General features: G+C 69.8%; 16 protein-coding genes. 5 read left to right on the top strand and 11 right to left on the bottom strand.

What is annotated here, in order from left to right; all coding sequences use genetic code 11:
• Positions 1 to 15 precede the first annotated feature (15 nt).
• Positions 16 to 450 (bottom strand): PPOX class F420-dependent oxidoreductase, encoded by a 435-nt coding sequence (locus CP976_RS29810; protein WP_150483094.1) that lies wholly within the window; start codon positions 448 to 450, stop codon positions 16 to 18.
• 179 nt (positions 451 to 629) lie between these two features.
• Between CP976_RS29810 and CP976_RS29800 the strand changes: the two genes are divergently transcribed.
• Entirely contained in the window at positions 630 to 1,373 is a 744-nt protein-coding gene (locus tag CP976_RS29800; protein WP_425282098.1) for a helix-turn-helix domain-containing protein, read from the top strand.
• A gap of 21 nt (positions 1,374 to 1,394) precedes the next feature.
• Here CP976_RS29800 and CP976_RS29795 read toward each other — a convergent pair whose 3' ends face one another.
• Positions 1,395 to 2,420, bottom strand: coding sequence for an ATP-dependent 6-phosphofructokinase (locus tag CP976_RS29795; protein WP_086844696.1), 1,026 nt, complete (start codon positions 2,418 to 2,420; stop codon positions 1,395 to 1,397).
• A 235-nt stretch (positions 2,421 to 2,655) separates the two neighbouring features.
• Here CP976_RS29795 and pta point away from each other — a divergent pair, with 235 nt between their 5' ends.
• The 3 genes from pta to pyk all read left to right on the top strand — a co-directional run bounded on the left by pta (position 2,656) and on the right by pyk (position 7,471).
• The gene (gene pta, locus CP976_RS29790; protein ID WP_150483093.1) at positions 2,656 to 4,758 is read left to right on the top strand and encodes a phosphate acetyltransferase; all 2,103 of its coding nucleotides are present in this window, start codon (positions 2,656 to 2,658) and stop codon (positions 4,756 to 4,758) included.
• A complete protein-coding gene (locus CP976_RS29785; RefSeq protein ID WP_150483092.1) occupies positions 4,755 to 5,969 on the top strand; it encodes an acetate kinase in 1,215 nt (404 codons plus the stop codon). The genes pta and CP976_RS29785 overlap by 4 nt, the downstream gene beginning before the upstream one ends.
• Positions 5,970 to 6,043: 74 nt before the next feature.
• Complete coding sequence (gene pyk / locus CP976_RS29780; RefSeq protein ID WP_150483091.1) at positions 6,044 to 7,471, top strand: pyruvate kinase; 1,428 nt, start codon at positions 6,044 to 6,046, stop codon at positions 7,469 to 7,471.
• A 120-nt stretch (positions 7,472 to 7,591) separates the two neighbouring features.
• Here the strand turns inward: pyk and CP976_RS29775 are convergent, their stop codons facing one another.
• The 4 genes from CP976_RS29775 to CP976_RS29755 all read right to left on the bottom strand — a co-directional run bounded on the left by CP976_RS29775 (position 7,592) and on the right by CP976_RS29755 (position 11,966).
• Entirely contained in the window at positions 7,592 to 8,857 is a 1,266-nt protein-coding gene (locus CP976_RS29775; protein ID WP_229876565.1) for a hypothetical protein, read from the bottom strand.
• A 91-nt stretch (positions 8,858 to 8,948) separates the two neighbouring features.
• A complete protein-coding gene (locus CP976_RS29770) occupies positions 8,949 to 9,533 on the bottom strand; it encodes a DUF6114 domain-containing protein (RefSeq protein ID WP_150483090.1) in 585 nt (194 codons plus the stop codon).
• A gap of 188 nt (positions 9,534 to 9,721) precedes the next feature.
• On the bottom strand, positions 9,722 to 10,366 hold the full coding sequence (locus CP976_RS29765) for a DUF6230 family protein (RefSeq protein ID WP_150483089.1): 645 nt from the start codon (positions 10,364 to 10,366) through the stop codon (positions 9,722 to 9,724).
• 622 nt (positions 10,367 to 10,988) lie between these two features.
• Entirely contained in the window at positions 10,989 to 11,966 is a 978-nt protein-coding gene (locus tag CP976_RS29755; protein ID WP_150483088.1) for a tetratricopeptide repeat protein, read from the bottom strand.
• A 232-nt stretch (positions 11,967 to 12,198) separates the two neighbouring features.
• Between CP976_RS29755 and CP976_RS29750 the strand changes: the two genes are divergently transcribed.
• Positions 12,199 to 12,834, top strand: a complete 636-nt coding sequence (locus CP976_RS29750; protein WP_150483087.1) for a TetR/AcrR family transcriptional regulator — start codon at positions 12,199 to 12,201, stop codon at positions 12,832 to 12,834.
• Between the two features lie 280 nt (positions 12,835 to 13,114).
• Here CP976_RS29750 and icmA read toward each other — a convergent pair whose 3' ends face one another.
• The 5 genes from icmA to CP976_RS29725 form a co-directional block, all read right to left on the bottom strand.
• Positions 13,115 to 14,815: a coenzyme B12-dependent isobutyryl-CoA mutase large subunit gene (gene icmA / locus CP976_RS29745; RefSeq protein ID WP_150483086.1), complete on the bottom strand. Its 1,701-nt coding sequence runs from the start codon at positions 14,813 to 14,815 to the stop codon at positions 13,115 to 13,117.
• Between the two features lie 75 nt (positions 14,816 to 14,890).
• Positions 14,891 to 15,229 carry a DUF3817 domain-containing protein gene (locus CP976_RS29740; protein WP_020276088.1) on the bottom strand — a complete coding sequence of 113 codons (339 nt, stop codon included), beginning with the start codon at positions 15,227 to 15,229 and terminating at the stop codon, positions 14,891 to 14,893.
• A 43-nt stretch (positions 15,230 to 15,272) separates the two neighbouring features.
• Positions 15,273 to 15,782, bottom strand: a complete 510-nt coding sequence (locus tag CP976_RS29735; RefSeq protein ID WP_086844677.1) for a MarR family winged helix-turn-helix transcriptional regulator — start codon at positions 15,780 to 15,782, stop codon at positions 15,273 to 15,275.
• 32 nt (positions 15,783 to 15,814) lie between these two features.
• Positions 15,815 to 16,132: an antibiotic biosynthesis monooxygenase family protein gene (locus CP976_RS29730; protein ID WP_280117581.1), complete on the bottom strand. Its 318-nt coding sequence runs from the start codon at positions 16,130 to 16,132 to the stop codon at positions 15,815 to 15,817.
• A gap of 26 nt (positions 16,133 to 16,158) precedes the next feature.
• Positions 16,159 to 17,418: a cytochrome P450 family protein gene (locus tag CP976_RS29725; RefSeq protein WP_150483084.1), complete on the bottom strand. Its 1,260-nt coding sequence runs from the start codon at positions 17,416 to 17,418 to the stop codon at positions 16,159 to 16,161.
• Positions 17,419 to 17,479: the final 61 nt, after the last annotated feature.

Below are 17,479 nucleotides of genomic sequence, written 5' to 3'. Positions count from 1 at the left end.
TCACGCTTCATGGCTTTACGGCAGGACCCCGGCCCGGAACGGCTCCACGCCCTCCAGCCTCCGCACCCGCGTCGGCTCGATCAGCAGCATCACCCGGCGCTCCCCGGGCAGCAGCCACGGATAGCGGTCCTCCCCGAGGTACTTCCGCGCGAGCCGGTCCATCGCCCGCTCCGCCTCCTCGCCCTCCACGAACCGGACGACCTTCCCCCGGATCTCCGCCCGGTCGTACGGGTTGGAGGGGTCGTGGTGGGACAGCGAAACGTACGGATTGCGCCGCAGATTCTCCTCCTTCACCCGCCCGATGGAGGTGTTGACCATGACGTACTCCCCTTCGATGTCCGCCCACATGGGCGACACCTGGGGCGCTCCGTCCGCACCCACCGTCGCGAGGTGCCAGAAGTTCGCCGCGAGAAGACGCTCGCGAATATGCCCGTTGAGCTTGCCGTTCATCTGTGTGGCCGCCTTTCCGGGCCCGAGATCACCAGGCCCGGCGCCATCCTCGCCGCACCTCCGCCCCGGCCGACAGACGATCTTCGGCCCCGGTCGAACCCGCCGGTAGCCGTAGCTTCCTACAATCCGTGATCCTGGCCGAACAGACCGTAGTCACCGCAGCCCCGCACCCCTAGCTTGTGGCCCGTGCGCCGACCTTCAGCCCGCCCGAGCCAGCCCACCCCCACCCCCTGCCCGCCACCCCGACGCCCCCGCCCTTCAACGCCCCCGCCGCCCGCCGCCTGCGCGCGGCCCTCGGCATGACACCCGAGCACGTCGCCCACGACATGCGCGTCTCGTACGGGCACCCGCACGTCACCCCGGATCACGTCATGGCCTGGGAACGCGGGGTCGCGGCTCCCTCCGGCTCCGAACTCACCGCGCTCGCGGGAGTGCTGTGGTGCTCGCCCGGCGAACTCATCGGCAGACCCCGCACCCTGCGCGAGCACCGCATCGCCCGCGGTTTCGCCCCCGAGGACGTGGCCCGCGCCGTGGGGCACGAACTCCACGCCTATCTGCGGATGGAGGAGACCGACACCTGGCGCGGCACCGACCGGCAGTCCGCCGCCCTCGCCGATCTGCTCGGCCTCCGCCTGTCCGACTTCGTCACCGTCACTGGCCGCGACGCCAAGCTCGGCGAACTGCTGCGCAACGCCGTCACCACCCGCTGGCAGGCCTACGTACGCCCGGTGGCCAAGGTCGTGCCCCTGGACCGGCAGTTCCTGGAGAACGCCCTCCAGTGTCTGCACCAGGACTACCAGGGGCACATGGCCGCCACCCTGAGCTGGGGCGGCGGCACCGGCGAAGCCGGCGACGCCGCCCGCGACTTCCTCGACCGGATCGTCGAGCACTTCTGGACGAAGATCCAGGAGAGTCCGGCCTAGGCCGTCCCGGGCCCGGCCGCTCTAGAAGACCGACTCGGCCTCGTCCATCCGGTCCTTCGGCACGGTCTTCAGCTCGGTCACGGCCTCCGCGAGCGGCACCATCACGATGTCCGTCCCGCGCAGCGCGGTCATCCTGCCGAACTCGCCCTGGTGCGCGGCCTCCACCGCGTGCCAGCCGAACCGCGTGGCGAGCACCCGGTCGTACGCGGTCGGTGAGCCGCCGCGCTGGACGTGGCCGAGAATGACCGGCTTGGCCTCCTTGCCGAGCCGTCGCTCCAGCTCGTGGGCGAGTGCCGTGCCGATGCCCTGGAACCGCTCGTGGCCGAACTTGTCTATGGCGCCCTTGCCGTAGTCCATGGTGCCGTCGGCGGGGTGGGCGCCCTCGGCGACGCAGACGACCGCGAACTTCTTGCCGCGGGCGAAGCGCTCCTCGACCATCTTCACGAGATCGGCGGGGTCGAACGGCCGCTCCGGCAGACAGATCCCGTGCGCGCCGGCCGCCATGCCGGACTCCAGCGCGATCCAGCCCGCGTGGCGCCCCATGACCTCCACCACCATCACACGCTGGTGGGACTCGGCGGTGGTCTTCAGACGGTCCATCGCCTCGGTGGCGACCCCGACCGCCGTGTCGAAACCGAAGGTGCGGTCGGTCGACGAGATGTCGTTGTCGATCGTCTTCGGGACGCCCACGACCGGCAGACCCGCGTCGGAGAGCATGCGCGCCGCCGTCAGCGTGCCCTCGCCGCCGATCGGGATCAGCGCGTCGATGCCGAACTCGTGGATCATGTCGGAGGCGTTCTCGCAGGCCTCACGGAGACGGTCGCGCTCCAGCCGGGACGACCCCAGGATCGTGCCGCCGCGGGCCAGGATGCCGCTGACCGCGTTCAGGTCGAGGGTGCGGTAGCGGCCGTCCAGCAGCCCCGAGTAACCGTCCTCGAAGCCGATGACCTCGTCGCCGTAGTTGTCGACCGCCCGGTGCACGACCGACCGGATCACGGCGTTCAGGCCGGGGCAGTCGCCGCCTGCGGTGAGAACTCCGATACGCATCGTGCTGTGTCTCCTGCTCGCTGTTGATACCGGTGAGCCTCTGCCGATTGTTTCACGCTCCCCAGCCCGGCGTCGCACCCCGGGACTGACGGGCGCCTTATCTATCGGCGGAGGTATTGTCAAGAGGGTTCTGCTCACCTCGGTGGGCGATTTTTGTGCCCGTGGCTGGATAGCCATTGGCTTGATGTGTACCGCTTGATGTGTACCCCCACTCGAGACGAAACGGAGAGCGCGCGTGACCCGCAGCGTGTACGTGACCGGCATAGACCGCGGCGACGGCCGCCAGGTCGTCGAACTGGGGGTCATGGAGCTCCTCACCCGGCAGGTGGACCGGGTGGGCGTCTTCCGCCCCCTCGTCCATGACGGGCCCGACCGCCTCTTCGAGCTGCTGCGCGCCCGCTACCGGCTCACCCAGGACCCGGCGACCGTCTACGGCATGGACTACCACGAGGCGTCCGCCCTCCAGGCCGAGGCCGGCACGGACGAGCTGGTGTCCACGCTCGTCGACCGCTTCCACCTGGTCGCCCGCGACTACGACGTGGTCCTGGTCCTCGGCACCGACTACGCGGGCACCCAGCTCCCGGACGAGCTGTCGCTCAACGCCCGGCTGGCGAACGAGTTCGGCGCGTCCGTGATCCCGGTCGTGGGCGGCCGCAAGCAGACCGTCGAGTCGGTGCTCGCCGAGACGCGCAACGCCTACCGCGCCTACGACACGCTGGGCTGCGACGTCCTGGCCATGGTCACCAACCGGGTGGCCCGCGAGGACCGCGACGAGATCGCCGGCCAGCTCGACTCGCGGCTCCCCGTGCCGTGTTACGTCCTGCCCGACGAGCCCGCGCTGTCCGCCCCGACCGTCTCGCAGATCGGCCACACCCTCGGCGCGAAGGTGGTGCTGGGCGACGACTCGGGGCTGGCCCGGGACGTGCTCGGCTTCGTCTTCGGCGGCGCGATGCTGCCGAACTTCCTGGGCGCCCTGACCCCGGGCTGCCTCGTCGTCACCCCGGGCGACCGGGCCGACCTGGTCGTCGGCGCGCTCGCCGCGCACAGCGCCGGCACCCCGCCGATAGCGGGCGTGCTGCTCACCCTGGACGAGGTGCCCGGCACCGACATCCTCACGCTCGCCGACCGCCTCGCGCCCGGCACGCCGGTGCTGTCGGTGGCCGGCACCAGCTTCCCCACCGCCGAGCAGCTGTTCTCCCTGGAGGGCAAGCTGAACGCGGCCACCCCGCGCAAGGCGGAGCGTGCGCTCGGCCTGTTCGAGCGGTACGCCGACACCGCCGACCTCGCGCGCCGCGTCTCCGCCCCGAGCAGCGACCGCGTCACGCCGATGATGTTCGAGCACAAGCTGCTGGAGCAGGCCCGCTCCGACCTGCGCCGCGTGGTGCTGCCCGAGGGCACCGAGGAGCGCGTGCTGCACGCCGCCGAGGTGCTGCTGCGCCGGGGCGTGTGCGAGCTGACCCTGCTCGGCCCCGTCGACCAGATCCGCAAGAAGGCCGCCGACCTCGGCGTCGACCTCGGCGAGTCCCAGCTGATCGACCCGGCCACCTCCGACCTGCGCGACGCCTTCGCCGAGAAGTACGCGGCCCTGCGCGCCCACCGGGGCGTCACCGTGGAGCTGGCGTACGACGTGGTCTCGGACGTGAACTACTTCGGCACGCTGATGGTCCAGGAGGGCCTCGCCGACGGCATGGTGTCCGGCTCGGTGCACTCCACGGCCGCGACCATCCGCCCGGCCTTCGAGATCATCAAGACCAAGCCGGACGCCGACATCGTCTCGTCGGTGTTCTTCATGTGCCTGGCCGACAAGGTCCTCGTCTACGGCGACTGCGCCGTCAACCCGGACCCGAACGCCCAGCAGCTCTCCGACATCGCCATCCAGTCGGCGAGCACGGCCGCGCAGTTCGGCGTGGAGCCGCGGATCGCCATGCTGTCGTACTCCACGGGGACGTCCGGCTCCGGCGCCGACGTCGACAAGGTGCGCGAGGCCACCGAGATCGTCCGCACGCGCCGGCCCGACCTGAAGATCGAGGGCCCGATCCAGTACGACGCCGCCGTGGAGCCGTCGGTCGCGGCGACCAAGCTGCCCGGCTCCGAGGTGGCCGGGCAGGCGAGCGTGCTGATCTTCCCCGACCTGAACACCGGCAACAACACCTACAAGGCCGTGCAGCGCTCGGCCGGCGCGATCGCCGTCGGCCCGGTGCTCCAGGGCCTGCGCAAGCCGGTCAACGACCTGTCCCGGGGCGCCCTCGTCCAGGACATCGTCAACACGGTCGCCATCACGGCGATCCAGGCCCAGTCCCCCGCCCCGTCCCCGAGCGAGAAGGCAACCGCCCAGTGAGCTCCTCCCGCGTCCTCGTCCTCAACTCCGGCTCCTCGTCGGTGAAGTACCAGCTGCTCGACATGCGCGACAACAGCCGGCTGGCGGTGGGTCTGGTCGAGCGCATCGGCGAGCAGACCTCGCGCCTGAGGCACACCCCGGCCGGCGGCGAGAGCCGGGAGCGCGGCGGGGCGATCGCCGACCACGACGCCGCCCTGAAGGCCGTCGCGGAGGAGCTCGCCAAGGACGGCCTCGGCCTGGACTCGCCCGAACTGGCCGCGATCGGGCACCGGGTGGTGCACGGGGGCAAGTCCTTCACCGAGCCGACCGTGATCGACGACGCCGTGCTCGCCGAGATCGAGCGGCTCATCCCGGTGGCCCCGCTGCACAACCCGGCCAACCTCACCGGGATCCGCACGGCCCGGGCGCTGCGGCCCGACCTGCCGCAGGTCGCGGTCTTCGACACCGCGTTCCACACGACCATGCCGGAGTCGGCCGCCCGCTACGCGATCGACGTGAAGACAGCCGACGAGCACCGCATCCGGCGCTACGGCTTCCACGGCACCTCGCACGCCTACGTCTCCCGGGCCACCGCCGAGCTGCTCGGCAAGGACCCCGCCGAGACGAACGTGATCGTGCTGCACCTGGGCAACGGGGCATCGGCCTCGGCCGTCAGGGGTGGTCGCTGCGTGGACACCTCCATGGGTCTGACGCCTTTGGAGGGGCTCGTGATGGGTACGCGCTCGGGAGACATGGACCCGGCCGTCATCTTCCATTTGATGCGTGTTGGTGGAATGTCCGCCGACGAGATCGACACTCTTCTCAACAAGAGGAGCGGTCTGATCGGACTGTGCGGCGACAACGACATGCGGGAGATCCGCCGCCGCGTCGACGAGGGCGACGAGCAGGCGGAGCTGGCGTTCGACATCTACATTCACCGCCTGAAGAAGTACATCGGCGCCTATTACGCCGTACTCGGACGGGTGGACGCGGTGGCGTTCACCGCCGGTGTCGGCGAGAACGCGGCGCCCGTGCGGGAGGCCGCCCTGGCGGGCCTGGAGGAGCTGGGCCTGGCGGTGGACGGCGAGCGCAACGCCGTACGCGGTGACGAGGCGCGGCTGATCTCGCCCGAGGGAGCCCGGGTGGCGGTGGCGGTGGTCCCTACTGACGAGGAATTGGAGATCGCGACACAGACCTACGCGCTGGTAAATGGTTCGGGGAATCACACCTGAGCGGCATCCCGCCCTTTTGTATTTTCCGCCAGACGGAATATTCCGTTGCGAAACAAACCGATAGGATCGCCCCCATGCGCCGTTCGAAAATCGTCTGTACTCTCGGCCCCGCGGTCGACTCCCACGAGCAGCTTGTCGCGCTGATCGAGGCCGGCATGAACGTGGCCCGCTTCAACTTCAGCCACGGCTCGCACGCCGAGCACCAGGGCCGGTACGACCGGGTCCGTGCCGCCGCCAAGGAGACCGGCCGGGCCATCGGGGTCCTCGCCGACCTCCAGGGCCCCAAGATCCGTCTGGAGACCTTCGCCGAGGGTCCCGTGGAGCTGGTCCGCGGTGACGAGTTCACCATCACCACCGAGGACGTCCCGGGCGACAAGACGATCTGCGGGACGACCTACAAGGGCCTGCCCGGCGACGTCACCAAGGGCGACCAGGTCCTCATCAACGACGGCAACGTCGAGCTGAAGGTCACCGAGGTCGAGGGCCACCGGGTGAAGACGATCGTCATCGAGGGCGGCGTCATCTCCGACCACAAGGGCATCAACCTGCCCGGCGCGGCCGTCAACGTGCCCGCGCTGTCCGAGAAGGACATCGAGGACCTCCGCTTCGCGCTGCGCATGGGCTGTGACCTGGTCGCGCTGTCCTTCGTCCGGGACGCCAAGGACGTCCAGGACGTGCACCGCGTGATGGACGAGGAGGGCCGCCGCGTCCCGGTCATCGCCAAGGTGGAGAAGCCGCAGGCGGTGCAGAACATGGAGGACGTCGTGATGGCGTTCGACGGCGTGATGGTCGCCCGCGGTGACCTCGCCGTCGAGTACCCGCTCGAGAAGGTCCCCATGGTGCAGAAGCGCCTGATCGAGCTGTGCCGGCGCAACGCCAAGCCGGTGATCGTGGCGACCCAGATGATGGAGTCGATGATCACCAACTCCCGTCCGACCCGCGCCGAGGCCTCCGATGTGGCCAACGCGATCCTGGACGGCGCCGACGCGGTCATGCTGTCGGCGGAGTCCTCGGTGGGCGCGTACCCGATCGAGACCGTCAAGACGATGTCGAAGATCGTGACCGCGGCCGAGCAGGAGCTGATGTCCAAGGGCCTCCAGCCGCTGGTCCCGGGCAAGAAGCCGCGTACGCAGGGCGGTTCGGTGGCCCGGGCCGCGTGCGAGATCGCCGACTTCCTCGGCGGCCGCGGCCTGGTGGCCTTCACCCAGTCCGGCGACACGGCCCGCCGGCTGTGCCGCTACCGCGCCGTCCAGCCGATCATCGCCTTCACCACGGACGAGTCCACCCGCAACCAGCTCGCCCTCAGCTGGGGCGTGGAGCCGCACGTCGTGCCGTTCGTGAACAGCACGGACGAGATGGTCGACCTGGTGGACCAGGAGGTGATGAAGCTGAACCGCTTCAACGAGGGCGACACCGTGATCATCACGGCCGGCTCGCCCCCCGGCGTCCCCGGCACCACCAACATGGTGCGCGTCCACCACCTCGGCGGCGCCAAGAGCTGATCCGAGAGGCCCGGGAAGGCCTCTGTACGCCACTGAGGGCGCCCCCTGCGACAGGGGGCGCCCTCAGCTTGTGTGCGGCTCCCGAACGGGCTTTGAGGGGCGCTCGGTCGGCCGGGCGCCTCAGTCCGTGACGTACTGGCTCAGCCCGGGCACGGTCAGCGTGCCTCCGAACTGGCCGGCCTGAGTGACCTTCACGTTGGTGAAGTAGATGAGCGGGATGTTCAGGGGCGGCGGGTGCTCCGGGTCGAACGTGACCGGGATCAGCCCGAGCAGGTTGCCCGAGATCTTCTCCGTGTACATCACCGTCTTGCCGTCGGTGATCGTGGACGTCGAGCCCTTGTCGGCCTGGACGTGGTGGGTCTTGCCGGACTGCTTGTCCTTGACGAGCTGGTGCAGGTCCCCGATGTCGGTGCCGTCGTTGATGACGTACTTCAGCACCTTCTTCGTGGCGCCGCTCGCCGTCTTCACCTCCACGATGCCCTGGTAGTCGGCACCCTTCAGGGTCAGCGAGCTGGCCTCCAGGTACCAGGGGTCGTCGGGTACGAGGATCTCGTTGTCCACGCCGCCCTCGGCGTCCGTGGCGGCCGGGCAGTCCTCGGGGTCCACGGAGGGGCTCGCGGACGGGCTGGGGGAGGCGGTGGCCTTCCCGGCCGCGTCCTCGGCCGCCTTCTCGGCGGCCTCGGTGGTGTCCTCGGCCGCCTTCGACGCCGTACCGGCCGTGTCCTTCACGGTGTCCTTCGCCGTGTCGGTGACCTTGTCGGTGGTCTCCTTGACGGTGTCGGACGGGGCGTCCTCGCCGGCGTCCGCGGACTTGCTCGTGTCCACGGACTCGTCCGTGTCCCCGGACGGCGAGGCGGACGCGGACGGCGTGGGGCTCGGGCTCTCGGTGGACTTGCCGCCGTCGAAGATGCCGCCGATCGCGTCGCCGATGTCCTCCAGCACGTTGCGGTCGCTCTGGGACGGCGACGGGCTCGGCGATGCCGCGTCGTCCTCGCCCGAGGTACCCGAGGAGGGCGAAGGGGTCGGCGTGGGCTCGGTCTTGCCGCCCGTGTCGTCGGAACCTGAATCCGACGAACCGGACGAGTCCGCAGGGTCCTTGTCCGCGTCCGAGCCGCCCGCGGGCGCCGAGGGAGTCGGCTCGGACGTGTTCTCGTCCTTCTTGCCGTCGTCCTCGCCGGCGCTCGCCGAGGGCGAGGGTGAGGCGCCGTCCTTGTCCTTGTCCTTGTCGCCCTCCAGCGCCGCGACGCAGTCCTTGTACTCGTCGGCCTTCAGGCTGTTCGAGGTCGACGGCTGGTCGTCGGCGAGGGCGAGCGTCGGGGTGAATCCCATGCCCATGAGGACCGCGGTCGGCATCGCCGCCATGGCTATCGCCTTGCCGGCCGGCATCTGGAACCGGGTGAACAGCGGCTTCTTGGGAGCCGCGTGACGAGGCCCCGTTCTCGCCCGAGCCGAGGTCTCGGGCAACTGGTCGCGGGCGTCAGCCGACACGGTACCCCCCGTTGCGGGCCTCGGACCGGACGCCGTCCGCCGGACCGCCGTCGCCGGTCTCGTACGGGGTCTGCGGCGGGACCGGCTCATCGCCGGCGCCCTGGGACGGGGGTTCCACAGCGCCCTCCCCGGCCGGTCCGCGACCGGGCTTGTGCCGTCCCCCCTCGACGCCTTCCGCGTTGCCGGGCGCCCAGGAGACCGCGAGCGCACCACCGAACAGCGCGAACAGGAAGCCGATGAGGAAGCCGCCGATGTTGGACACCACCAGCGACACCAGGGCGAGGATGATCGCCGCGACACCGGCGAAGACCCGCGTCGCCTGCTGGAACCACATGGTCAGACCCAGCGTGATCAGCAGGACGCCGATGATGAGGGAGCCGGCCCCCGCGGTGGTCGCCATGGTGAGCGACATGGTGCCCAGCTTCAGGGTGGCGTAGGGGAAGTAGGCGATCGGCACCCCGCCGAGGATGGTGAACAGGCCTGCCCAGAACGGCCGGCTGCCCCGCCAGTCACGGAATCGCCGACGCAGCCGGGTGAAGGTCCCGGCGCTCTGGACCGGAGTCTCGGCACTCATGGAAAACAGCTCCCTCGGTCCGGTGGAGGTACGTACCGGCTCGGAAGTAGGCATTCAGTAGCCGGAAGTTGTGGGTCTGTGAAGGTGCCCGGCGGACGGCCGGGCCGGGCCCGCGGGGCGGGAAACCATGGCTCCCCGCCCCTTCGGGGCGGCTCAGCCACCCCGCGGTGCCCGTGACACGGAGGCCGTCAGAAGCACTCCATCTTGTCGCTGGTGCCGAGCTTCATCGACAGGCCGTTGAGCGTGAACGTGCCGGCCGTGGTGGCCCATGCCGTCTGCTTGACGTTGGTGAGGTCGGCCGACTCGGCCTGCTGGGCGAAGCCGCCCGGCAGTACGTTCTCGCCCTGCTTCACGTCGGGGCCGCGGGTCTTGCCCTTGACCGCGACACCGATGTCGATGTTGCGGAACTTCGCATCGGCGTCGAGCTGGGCGACGTCGATGTAGAGGTTCTTGGCCGTGACCGGCTTGTCGGGGTCGTTCCCCGCCTCAAGACGGAGGTAGACCGTCTTGCCTATGAGGGGGATGGGTGTTGCCACCGACTGGCACATCTTGGTGATCGTCGCGTCGTCGAACGACGAGATCGCGACGGGAACCTGCGTCTGTTCCTTGCCGTCGGTCTTCGTGTAGACGGTGTCGATTCCGCCGTACTGAGCGAAACCCTCACCGTGCAGGTGAGAGGCCTTCACCTTGAACTGCTGACCGGAGACGCTGAACGACGCGGCCAGCGCACCCTGCGCCAGCCCGACACCCACACATGCCGCAGCGGCGACGCTGGGCACCATGACCACAGCGAACCGCTTCCATCTTGTCCCGCCACGCACCTGGGACTCCATATTTCCTCCTTCTCGGACGTACATCTCCTGACCTGGCTCGCCCCGAATCGCGGCTCAGCCGTGCAGGGATGGGAGAAGTGCTACGTCCTCGGGAAGGAGAGCGCCTGCACTCGGCGGCGCAACTCGCGCCCGAATCACCGGCGATCACCCCCGAGCGACAACCACTGGTCGCGCCTGACACGCATCACGCACAACCCTGCTGGACAGGCTTCGCCGAGTGGGCGAAGACCCCCCTGTCCAAGAGCCGGCGCCACTGCCGCCGGCTCTGCTCGGTGGGGACCCAGGATGTCCCGCGACCCAACCGGCTGCCGGGGTACGGGAATGGACCGAGCGTGGCCGATCGTGGTGCATTCTCGCCGCCCGCACAAGGGGGATCGTTACTGGCTAGTAACGGCGGGATAACCGAACAACGACCGCCTGGTCTCGGGTGACGACACAGGGTGTCGCCGAACGGCGGTACAAAGCTGTTGATCGCTGGACAGAAACCGACAGATCAACGCCTGCGACTTACTCGCAGTAACAGCGGCCGCGTTTACCAAGTTTTGGTAAAGCGCGGCCGCGGTGACCTTCTTTCGGCAAATCTTTCACGCGGGCACCACAGGCCCGGGTGTTTAACGACTGGTCAGAACAGGGCCCGGGCCAGGGCCCTGCGGGCCGCGATCACACGCGGATCCTCGGGTCCGACCACCTCGAACAGCTCCAGCAACCGCATCCGTACGGTGTCCCGGTCGTCACCCACCGTACGCGCCACGGTCTCGATGAGCCGGCCGAAGGCGTCCTCCACATGGCCGCCCACCAGATCCAGGTCGGCGGCGGCGATCTGCGCCTGCACGTCGGCCGGCTTCTCGGCCGCTTCCCTGCGCACCTGCTGCGGGTCGACACCCTGCACGCGCTGGAGCAACTCGGCCTGGGCGAGGCCCAGTTTGGCCTCCTCGTTGCCCGGGTCCTCGCTCAGCACGTTCTTGTAGGCCTGGACGGCACCGCTCAGGTCGCCCGAGTCCAGCGCCTGCACGGCGGCTTCGAGAAGCGCGTCGTACGGGCCGGCCGGCCGCTCGGGAGCCGGCTGGGCGCCGCCGCCCGGCTCGGCTTCGGGGTCGACGGCGATGCCGGTCAGGCCGAAGCGCTGCTCGGCGACCTGCACCAACTGGTCCAGGGTCTGCCGGATCTGCGCCTCGCCCGCGGCCCCCTGGAAGAGCGGCAGCGCCTGCCCCGCGACGACCGCGAACACCGCGGGGATCCCCTGGATGCCGAACTGCTGCATCAGCATCTGGTTGGCGTCGACGTCGATCTTGGCGAGCAGGAAGCGGCCGTTGTACTCGACGGCCAGCCGCTCCAGGACCGGGCTCAGCTGCTTGCAGGGCTGACACCACTCGGCCCAGAAGTCGATGACGACGGGCACCTCGGCGGACCGCTGGAGGACGTCCCTCTCGAACCCCGCCTCGTCGACGTCGATGACGAGATCGGCCGGGGAGATCGCCCCCGCGCCACCCTCCCGGGCGGCTTGCGCACGCGCCTGCTCCGCCTTCGCCTTGGCCTCCTGGGCCGCCTTCACCGCGGCGAGGTCGACGACTCCGCTCATGGACATGTTCCGTGGCTGCATGCGTCTATCCTCCCCCGTACTGCGCGCGCGTGTGAAAACGGTCTGAAAGCCGGGCCGGTCGGGTGCCCTTGGCGCCGGGTCCCCACCCCACGCCGTGTCGCCGCAGCCCGTGTACGTCCCTCACAGGCTTTCGCTACGAGACGTAGCGTAACGCCACACCGAACCGCCGGGACACCACCCCCCGGTGATCTCCCTCACGGCCGCACGGGAAACGCCGGTTTATGGTCAGGACATGCAGAGCCGCAGCCCCGCCAGCCGCACCGGGCGCCCGCGCAGCGCCACGGCGGACGCCGCGATCCTGGCCGCCACCCGCGAGGCTCTCGTGGAACTGGGCTGGTCCAAGCTCACCCTGGGAGACGTCGCAACACGCGCCGGGGTTGCGAAAACGACCCTCTACCGCCGCTGGGCCGGCAAGAACGAACTGGTGGTCGACGCGGTCGCGGAGCTCTTCGACGAGCTGGAGCTCCCGGACAGCGGCTCACTGGCCGCGGACATCGAGGGCGTCGTCCTCCAGTTCGCCGCGATCCTGGCCCGCCCGGAGGCCAAGAGCGGCCTGATGGCGGTGGTGGCGGAGGCCACCCGCGACGACGCCCTGCGCGAACGCATCCGCGCCTCGGTGGTCGACCGCCAGAAACGCCTCGTCCTGGAGGGCAGATCCCGAGCCCAGGCACGAGGCGAGCTCCCGCCCGAACCGGACCCCGCGACAGCGTCCCGCACGGCGGATCTGATCTTCGACATGGTCGCGGGGGCGGTGGTCCACCGCACGCTGGTGAGCGGGAAGCCGGTCGACGAGGCGTGGGTACGCGGCTTCACCCTGGTACTGCTCCGGGGGCTGGCGGCGGAAGCCGCGCACACGGCCGCCGGCTGAGCCAGGTCCGTCCGCCGCGCCGCACGTCCCCGGACGGTGACGCGCCCTCCGTGTCCGCCCGCCGCCGCCGGATCTCCGGCACGGCGGCGAAGTCGGGGTCCTGCCGGGCGCGTTCGCCGAGCAGCGCGGTGAGCCGCCCCGCCCGCTCCTCGGTGCGCGGGGGCCCGGCCGGCACCGCCGGCCCTTCCTCGCCGGAACGGGCATGTGCACCGGCCGCACCTGCCTGCCGCTCGTCGGCCCTCGGGTGCGGGCGCTGCCCCGTGGGCAGACGGAGACGTCCTCAGAAGCCGGCGGGCTCCGTGTACACCCCCCACTCGTCCCGCAGCACTCCGCAGATCTCGCCGAGCGTCGCCTCGGCGCGTACCGCCTCCAGCATCGGCTCGATCATGTTCGCGTCCGACCGCGCCGCGGCGACCATAGCGTCGAGTGCCGCACGGACCCGCGTGTCGTCCCGCCCGGCCTTCCGCTCCGCGAGCACCCGGACCTGCTCCCGCTCCACCTCGTGGCTGACCCGCAGGATCTCCAGGTCCCCGGTCACCGACCCGGTGTGGACGTTCACCCCGACGACCTTCTTGTCGCCCTTCTCCAGCGCCTGCTGGTACCGGAACGCCGACTCCGCGATCTCCCCGGTGAACCAGCCGTCCTCGATGCCCCGCAGGATCCCGGAGGTGATCGGCCCGATCGGGTGCTGCCCGTCGGGGTGTGCCCGCAGCCCCCGCTCCCTTATCTGCTCGAAGATCTTCTCGGCGTCGGCCTCGATCCGGTCCGTCAGCTGCTCGACGTACCAGGAACCGCCCAGCGGGTCGGCCACGTTGGCGACGCCGGTCTCCTCCATCAGCACCTGCTGGGTGCGCAGGGCGATCTCCGCCGCCTGCTCGCTCGGCAGCGCGAGGGTCTCGTCGAGGGCGTTGGTGTGCAGTGAGTTCGTCCCGCCGAGCACGGCCGCCAGCGCCTCCACGGCCGTCCGTACGACGTTGTTGTACGGCTGCTGCGCGGTGAGGGAGACGCCCGCCGTCTGCGTGTGGAAGCGCAGCCACTGAGCCTTCTCCGACTTCGCCCCGTACACGTCCCGCATCCAGCGGGCCCAGATCCGCCGGGCCGCCCGGAACTTCGCGATCTCCTCGAAGAAGTCGACGTGCGCGTCGAAGAAGAAGGACAGACCGGGGGCGAAGACGTCGACGTCCAGCCCGCGCGACAGGCCCAGCTCCACGTACCCGAAGCCGTCCGCCAGCGTGTACGCCAGCTCCTGCGCGGCCGTCGAACCGGCCTCGCGGATGTGGTAGCCGGAGACGGACAGCGGCTTGTACGCGGGGATGCCGGCCGCGCAGTGCTCCATCAGGTCGCCGATCAGCCGCAGATGCGGCTCCGGCTGGAAGAGCCACTCCTTCTGGGCGATGTACTCCTTGAAGATGTCCGTCTGGAGCGTGCCGTTCAGGACGGACGGGTCGACGCCCTGCCGTTCGGCGGCGACCAGGTACATGCAGAAGACGGGCACGGCCGGTCCGCTGATGGTCATGGACGTCGTCACGTCGCCCAGCGGGATGTCCTTGAACAGGACCTCCATGTCGGCCGCCGAGTCGATCGCGACACCGCAGTGCCCGACCTCGCCCAGCGAGCGCGGGTCGTCGGAGTCGCGGCCCATGAGCGTCGGCATGTCGAAGGCGACCGAGAGCCCGCCCCCGCCGTTGCGGAGGATCATCTTGTAGCGCTCGTTGGTCTGCTCGGCGTTGCCGAACCCGGCGAACTGCCGGATGGTCCACGAACGCCCCCGGTAGCCGGTGGCGTACAGGCCGCGGGTGAAGGGGTACTCCCCGGGCCAGCCGATCCGCTCGAACCCCTCGTACCTGTCGCCGGGCCGGGGTCCGTACACCGGCTCCACGGGATCGCCGGAGAGCGTGCTGAAGTCGGCCTCGCGCTTGCGCGCGGAGTCGTACCGGGCCTGCCAGCGGCGGCGGCCTTCCTCCATGGCGTCAGCGTCCATACCATCCAATTTACTAGGACGTCCAAGTAAATGTCGATGGCAGACCGCCGTACGTTCGTCCGTACGGCGGTGGGGTTACGCCTTGGCGGTCGCGGGCGAGTCCTCCGCGACCCTGGCCTCGAGCTCGTGGCTGATCTTGCGCTCCACGAAGAACGCGGCCGTCGGGATGGTCCCGGCGAGCAGCACCCAGATCTGCTTGCCCACCGGCCACTTCGCCTTGGAGCCCAGGTCGAAGGCGAAGATCAGGTACACGACGTAGAGCCAGCCGTGCGCGATGCTGACGACGCGCGTGAAGTCGGCCGCGCCGTTCAGGTCGAGCACGTACTTGCCGATCATGCCGAAGGTCAGCAGGACCAGCAGTACGCCGGTGACGTAGGCCATCACGCGATAGCGGGTCAGCACGCTCTTTTTCATGCCGTCGAGCGTAACGACCCGTTCCGGGGGATCTTGGCCCGGGTCACCCCTCCTCGAAGTCCCCCGCGGCGATCCGCAGCGGCCGCAGCATCGCGAAGATCTCGGCGCACTCCTCCGCGTCGTAGACCCCGAGCCCGAAGTCCATCGCCATCAGGTCGCGGGTGGCCGCCTCGACCACCTCGCGGCCCTTGTCGGTGATGCTGGCGAGTGTGCCGCGCCCGTCGTTGGGGTTGGGCCGCTTGTCGACGAGGCCCGACTTCACGAGCCGGTCCACGGTGTTCGTCACGGACGTGGGATGCACCATGAGCCGCTCGCCGATCTTGGACATCGGCAGCTCGCCCGACTTGGAGAAGGTGAGCAGCACCAGCGCCTCGTAGCGCGCGAACGTCAGCCCGTACGGCTTGACCACCGCGTCGACCTCGGCGAGGAGGATCTGCTGGGCGCGCATGATCGAGGTGATCGCGGCCATCGACGGCACGTTTCCCCAGCGCTGTTTCCAGCGTTCGTCGGCGCGCGCGATCGGATCGAAGGAGAGACTGAGCGGCTTCGGCACGAACCCGACCTTACCGGCCGGTCACATGCTGGTCAGCCCTGTCTCGGCCTTCGGTCACCAGCGCCCTCGGGCACGATCTCGAAGACCCCGGTCCACCGGTCGTCGTGCAGACAGGCGTTCATCGGCCCGACCAGAGCGGTGTGATCAGGGTCGGTGCGCCACCGCTTGATGGCGTCGAGGCTTTCCCACTCACTGGTGAGCAGCCATCGACCGGGATCGTCGACGGAGCGGCAGAGCTGTTCGCGCAGATGTCCGGGAAACCGCTCGGCGCCGTCGCGTACGCCTTCGTAGGCATCCACAAAATCCGCTTCCCTTCCCTCCCGGACGCGCAGCAGGCGAACTACTCGCACCCGCGCCGGTGCCGTGGCCTCCCCCGTCACGACGGGTCGAGCACGACGGGGAGTTCCGCGACCCCGCGGAAGGCGGGGAACGGCACGGTCAGCCAGCGCACGTCCTCCGGCTCCCCGACCAGGGCCATGCCGGGGTGGCGCCCGAAGAGCGTGCCGAGGGCGATCTGCATCTCCAGACGTGCCAGAGGCGCGCCGATGCAGTAGTGCGGACCGAGGCCGAATGCGAGGTGCGTCGCCTGGACGTTCGGGCGCTCGACGTCCATGCGGTCCGGGTCGGGGAACATCTCGGGGTCCCGGTTGGCCGCCGTGAGCGAGATCTGCACGAGCGCACCCTTGGGGATGAGTGTGTCGCGCATCTTGATGTCTTCCGTCGCGTAGCGGAACGTCGAGTTCTCCACGGAGGTCTCGAACCGGAAGATCTCCTCCACGGCTGCGGCCGTCGCCTTCGGGTCCCGGAACGCCAGCCGCTTCTGCTCCGGCCGGCTGAGCAGGTGGTAGACGGCGTTGCCGATCTGGTAGGCGGTCGACTTGTGGCCCGCGAAGAGCAGTACCCACGCGGTGGAGACGAGTTCGTGGTCGGTGAGCGCGCCGTCCTCGTCCTGCGCCGTGACGAGTGCGCTGAGCAGAGCCCCGTCCGGCTGCTTCCGCTTCCGCGCGATCAGGTCCACCAGATAGTCGCGCAGATTGCCCTCGGCCCGTTCCAGCGCCTTTCTCGCCTCCGGCCCGAAGCCGGTCTGAGCGACGGTGGCGGACCACTCCTGGGCCTGCTTGCGTTCGTTCTCCGGGACGCCGAGCAGCTCACAGATCACGTGCAGCGGCAGCGGGAAGCAGAACTCCGGGAGGAGGTTCACGGGCTCCGATGCCGGGCAGCGGTCCAGCAGTTCGTCGGTGATCTTCTGGACCTTCGGGCGCAGCGATTCCACCCTCTTGGGGGTGAAGGTGTTGCCGACGATCCTGCGGAGCCTGGTGTGCTTCGGAGGGTCCGAGAAGAGCATGTTGTCGTCCAGGGCGATCGACGAGTCACCGAAGATCCGGTGATAGGCGTCGATGGCGCCGTACATGTCCTTGCTCAGCCGGGGATCGGCCAAGGCGGCACGGGCGTCGTCGTACCGGGTGATGAGATACGTGTCGACCCCGTGAGGGGGCTTCAGCGGGCACACGGGTGCTGTCGCCCTGAGCGTGGCGTAGGCGGGATGCGGGTCGGCGCGAAACTCCCGGCTGCAGGCCGAGGCCGCGGCGGCGGCCTCTTCTGACGACATTTCCTCGGATGCGAACGCTTGCGTCATGGCTGGTCCCGGGGGTCGAGAGTTCGTCGGTCGGTGACACGATTTCCCGGCCGGCACTGTG

It is taken from the genome of Streptomyces coeruleorubidus, from assembly GCF_008705135.1.
Lineage (GTDB): Bacteria > Actinomycetota > Actinomycetes > Streptomycetales > Streptomycetaceae > Streptomyces > Streptomyces coeruleofuscus.
This window is presented reverse-complemented; position numbering and strand designations above follow the sequence as displayed.

Bases quoted from the DNA above. Each gene is read 5' to 3' on its own strand.
- CP976_RS29755 (WP_150483088.1), bottom strand. From the start codon at position 11,966: ATGCAGCCACGGAACATGTCCATGAGCGGAGTCGTCGACCTCGCCGCG.
- CP976_RS29765 (WP_150483089.1), bottom strand. From the start codon at position 10,366: ATGGAGTCCCAGGTGCGTGGCGGGACAAGATGGAAGCGGTTCGCTGTG.
- CP976_RS29770 (WP_150483090.1), bottom strand. From the start codon at position 9,533: ATGAGTGCCGAGACTCCGGTCCAGAGCGCCGGGACCTTCACCCGGCTG.
- CP976_RS29750 (WP_150483087.1), top strand. From the start codon at position 12,199: ATGCAGAGCCGCAGCCCCGCCAGCCGCACCGGGCGCCCGCGCAGCGCC.
- CP976_RS29810 (WP_150483094.1), bottom strand. From the start codon at position 450: ATGAACGGCAAGCTCAACGGGCATATTCGCGAGCGTCTTCTCGCGGCG.
- CP976_RS29775 (WP_229876565.1), bottom strand. From the start codon at position 8,857: ATGCCGGCCGGCAAGGCGATAGCCATGGCGGCGATGCCGACCGCGGTC.
- icmA (WP_150483086.1), bottom strand. From the start codon at position 14,815: ATGGACGCTGACGCCATGGAGGAAGGCCGCCGCCGCTGGCAGGCCCGG.
- pyk (WP_150483091.1), top strand. From the start codon at position 6,044: ATGCGCCGTTCGAAAATCGTCTGTACTCTCGGCCCCGCGGTCGACTCC.
- CP976_RS29740 (WP_020276088.1), bottom strand. From the start codon at position 15,229: ATGAAAAAGAGCGTGCTGACCCGCTATCGCGTGATGGCCTACGTCACC.
- CP976_RS29795 (WP_086844696.1), bottom strand. From the start codon at position 2,420: ATGCGTATCGGAGTTCTCACCGCAGGCGGCGACTGCCCCGGCCTGAAC.
- CP976_RS29725 (WP_150483084.1), bottom strand. From the start codon at position 17,418: ATGACGCAAGCGTTCGCATCCGAGGAAATGTCGTCAGAAGAGGCCGCC.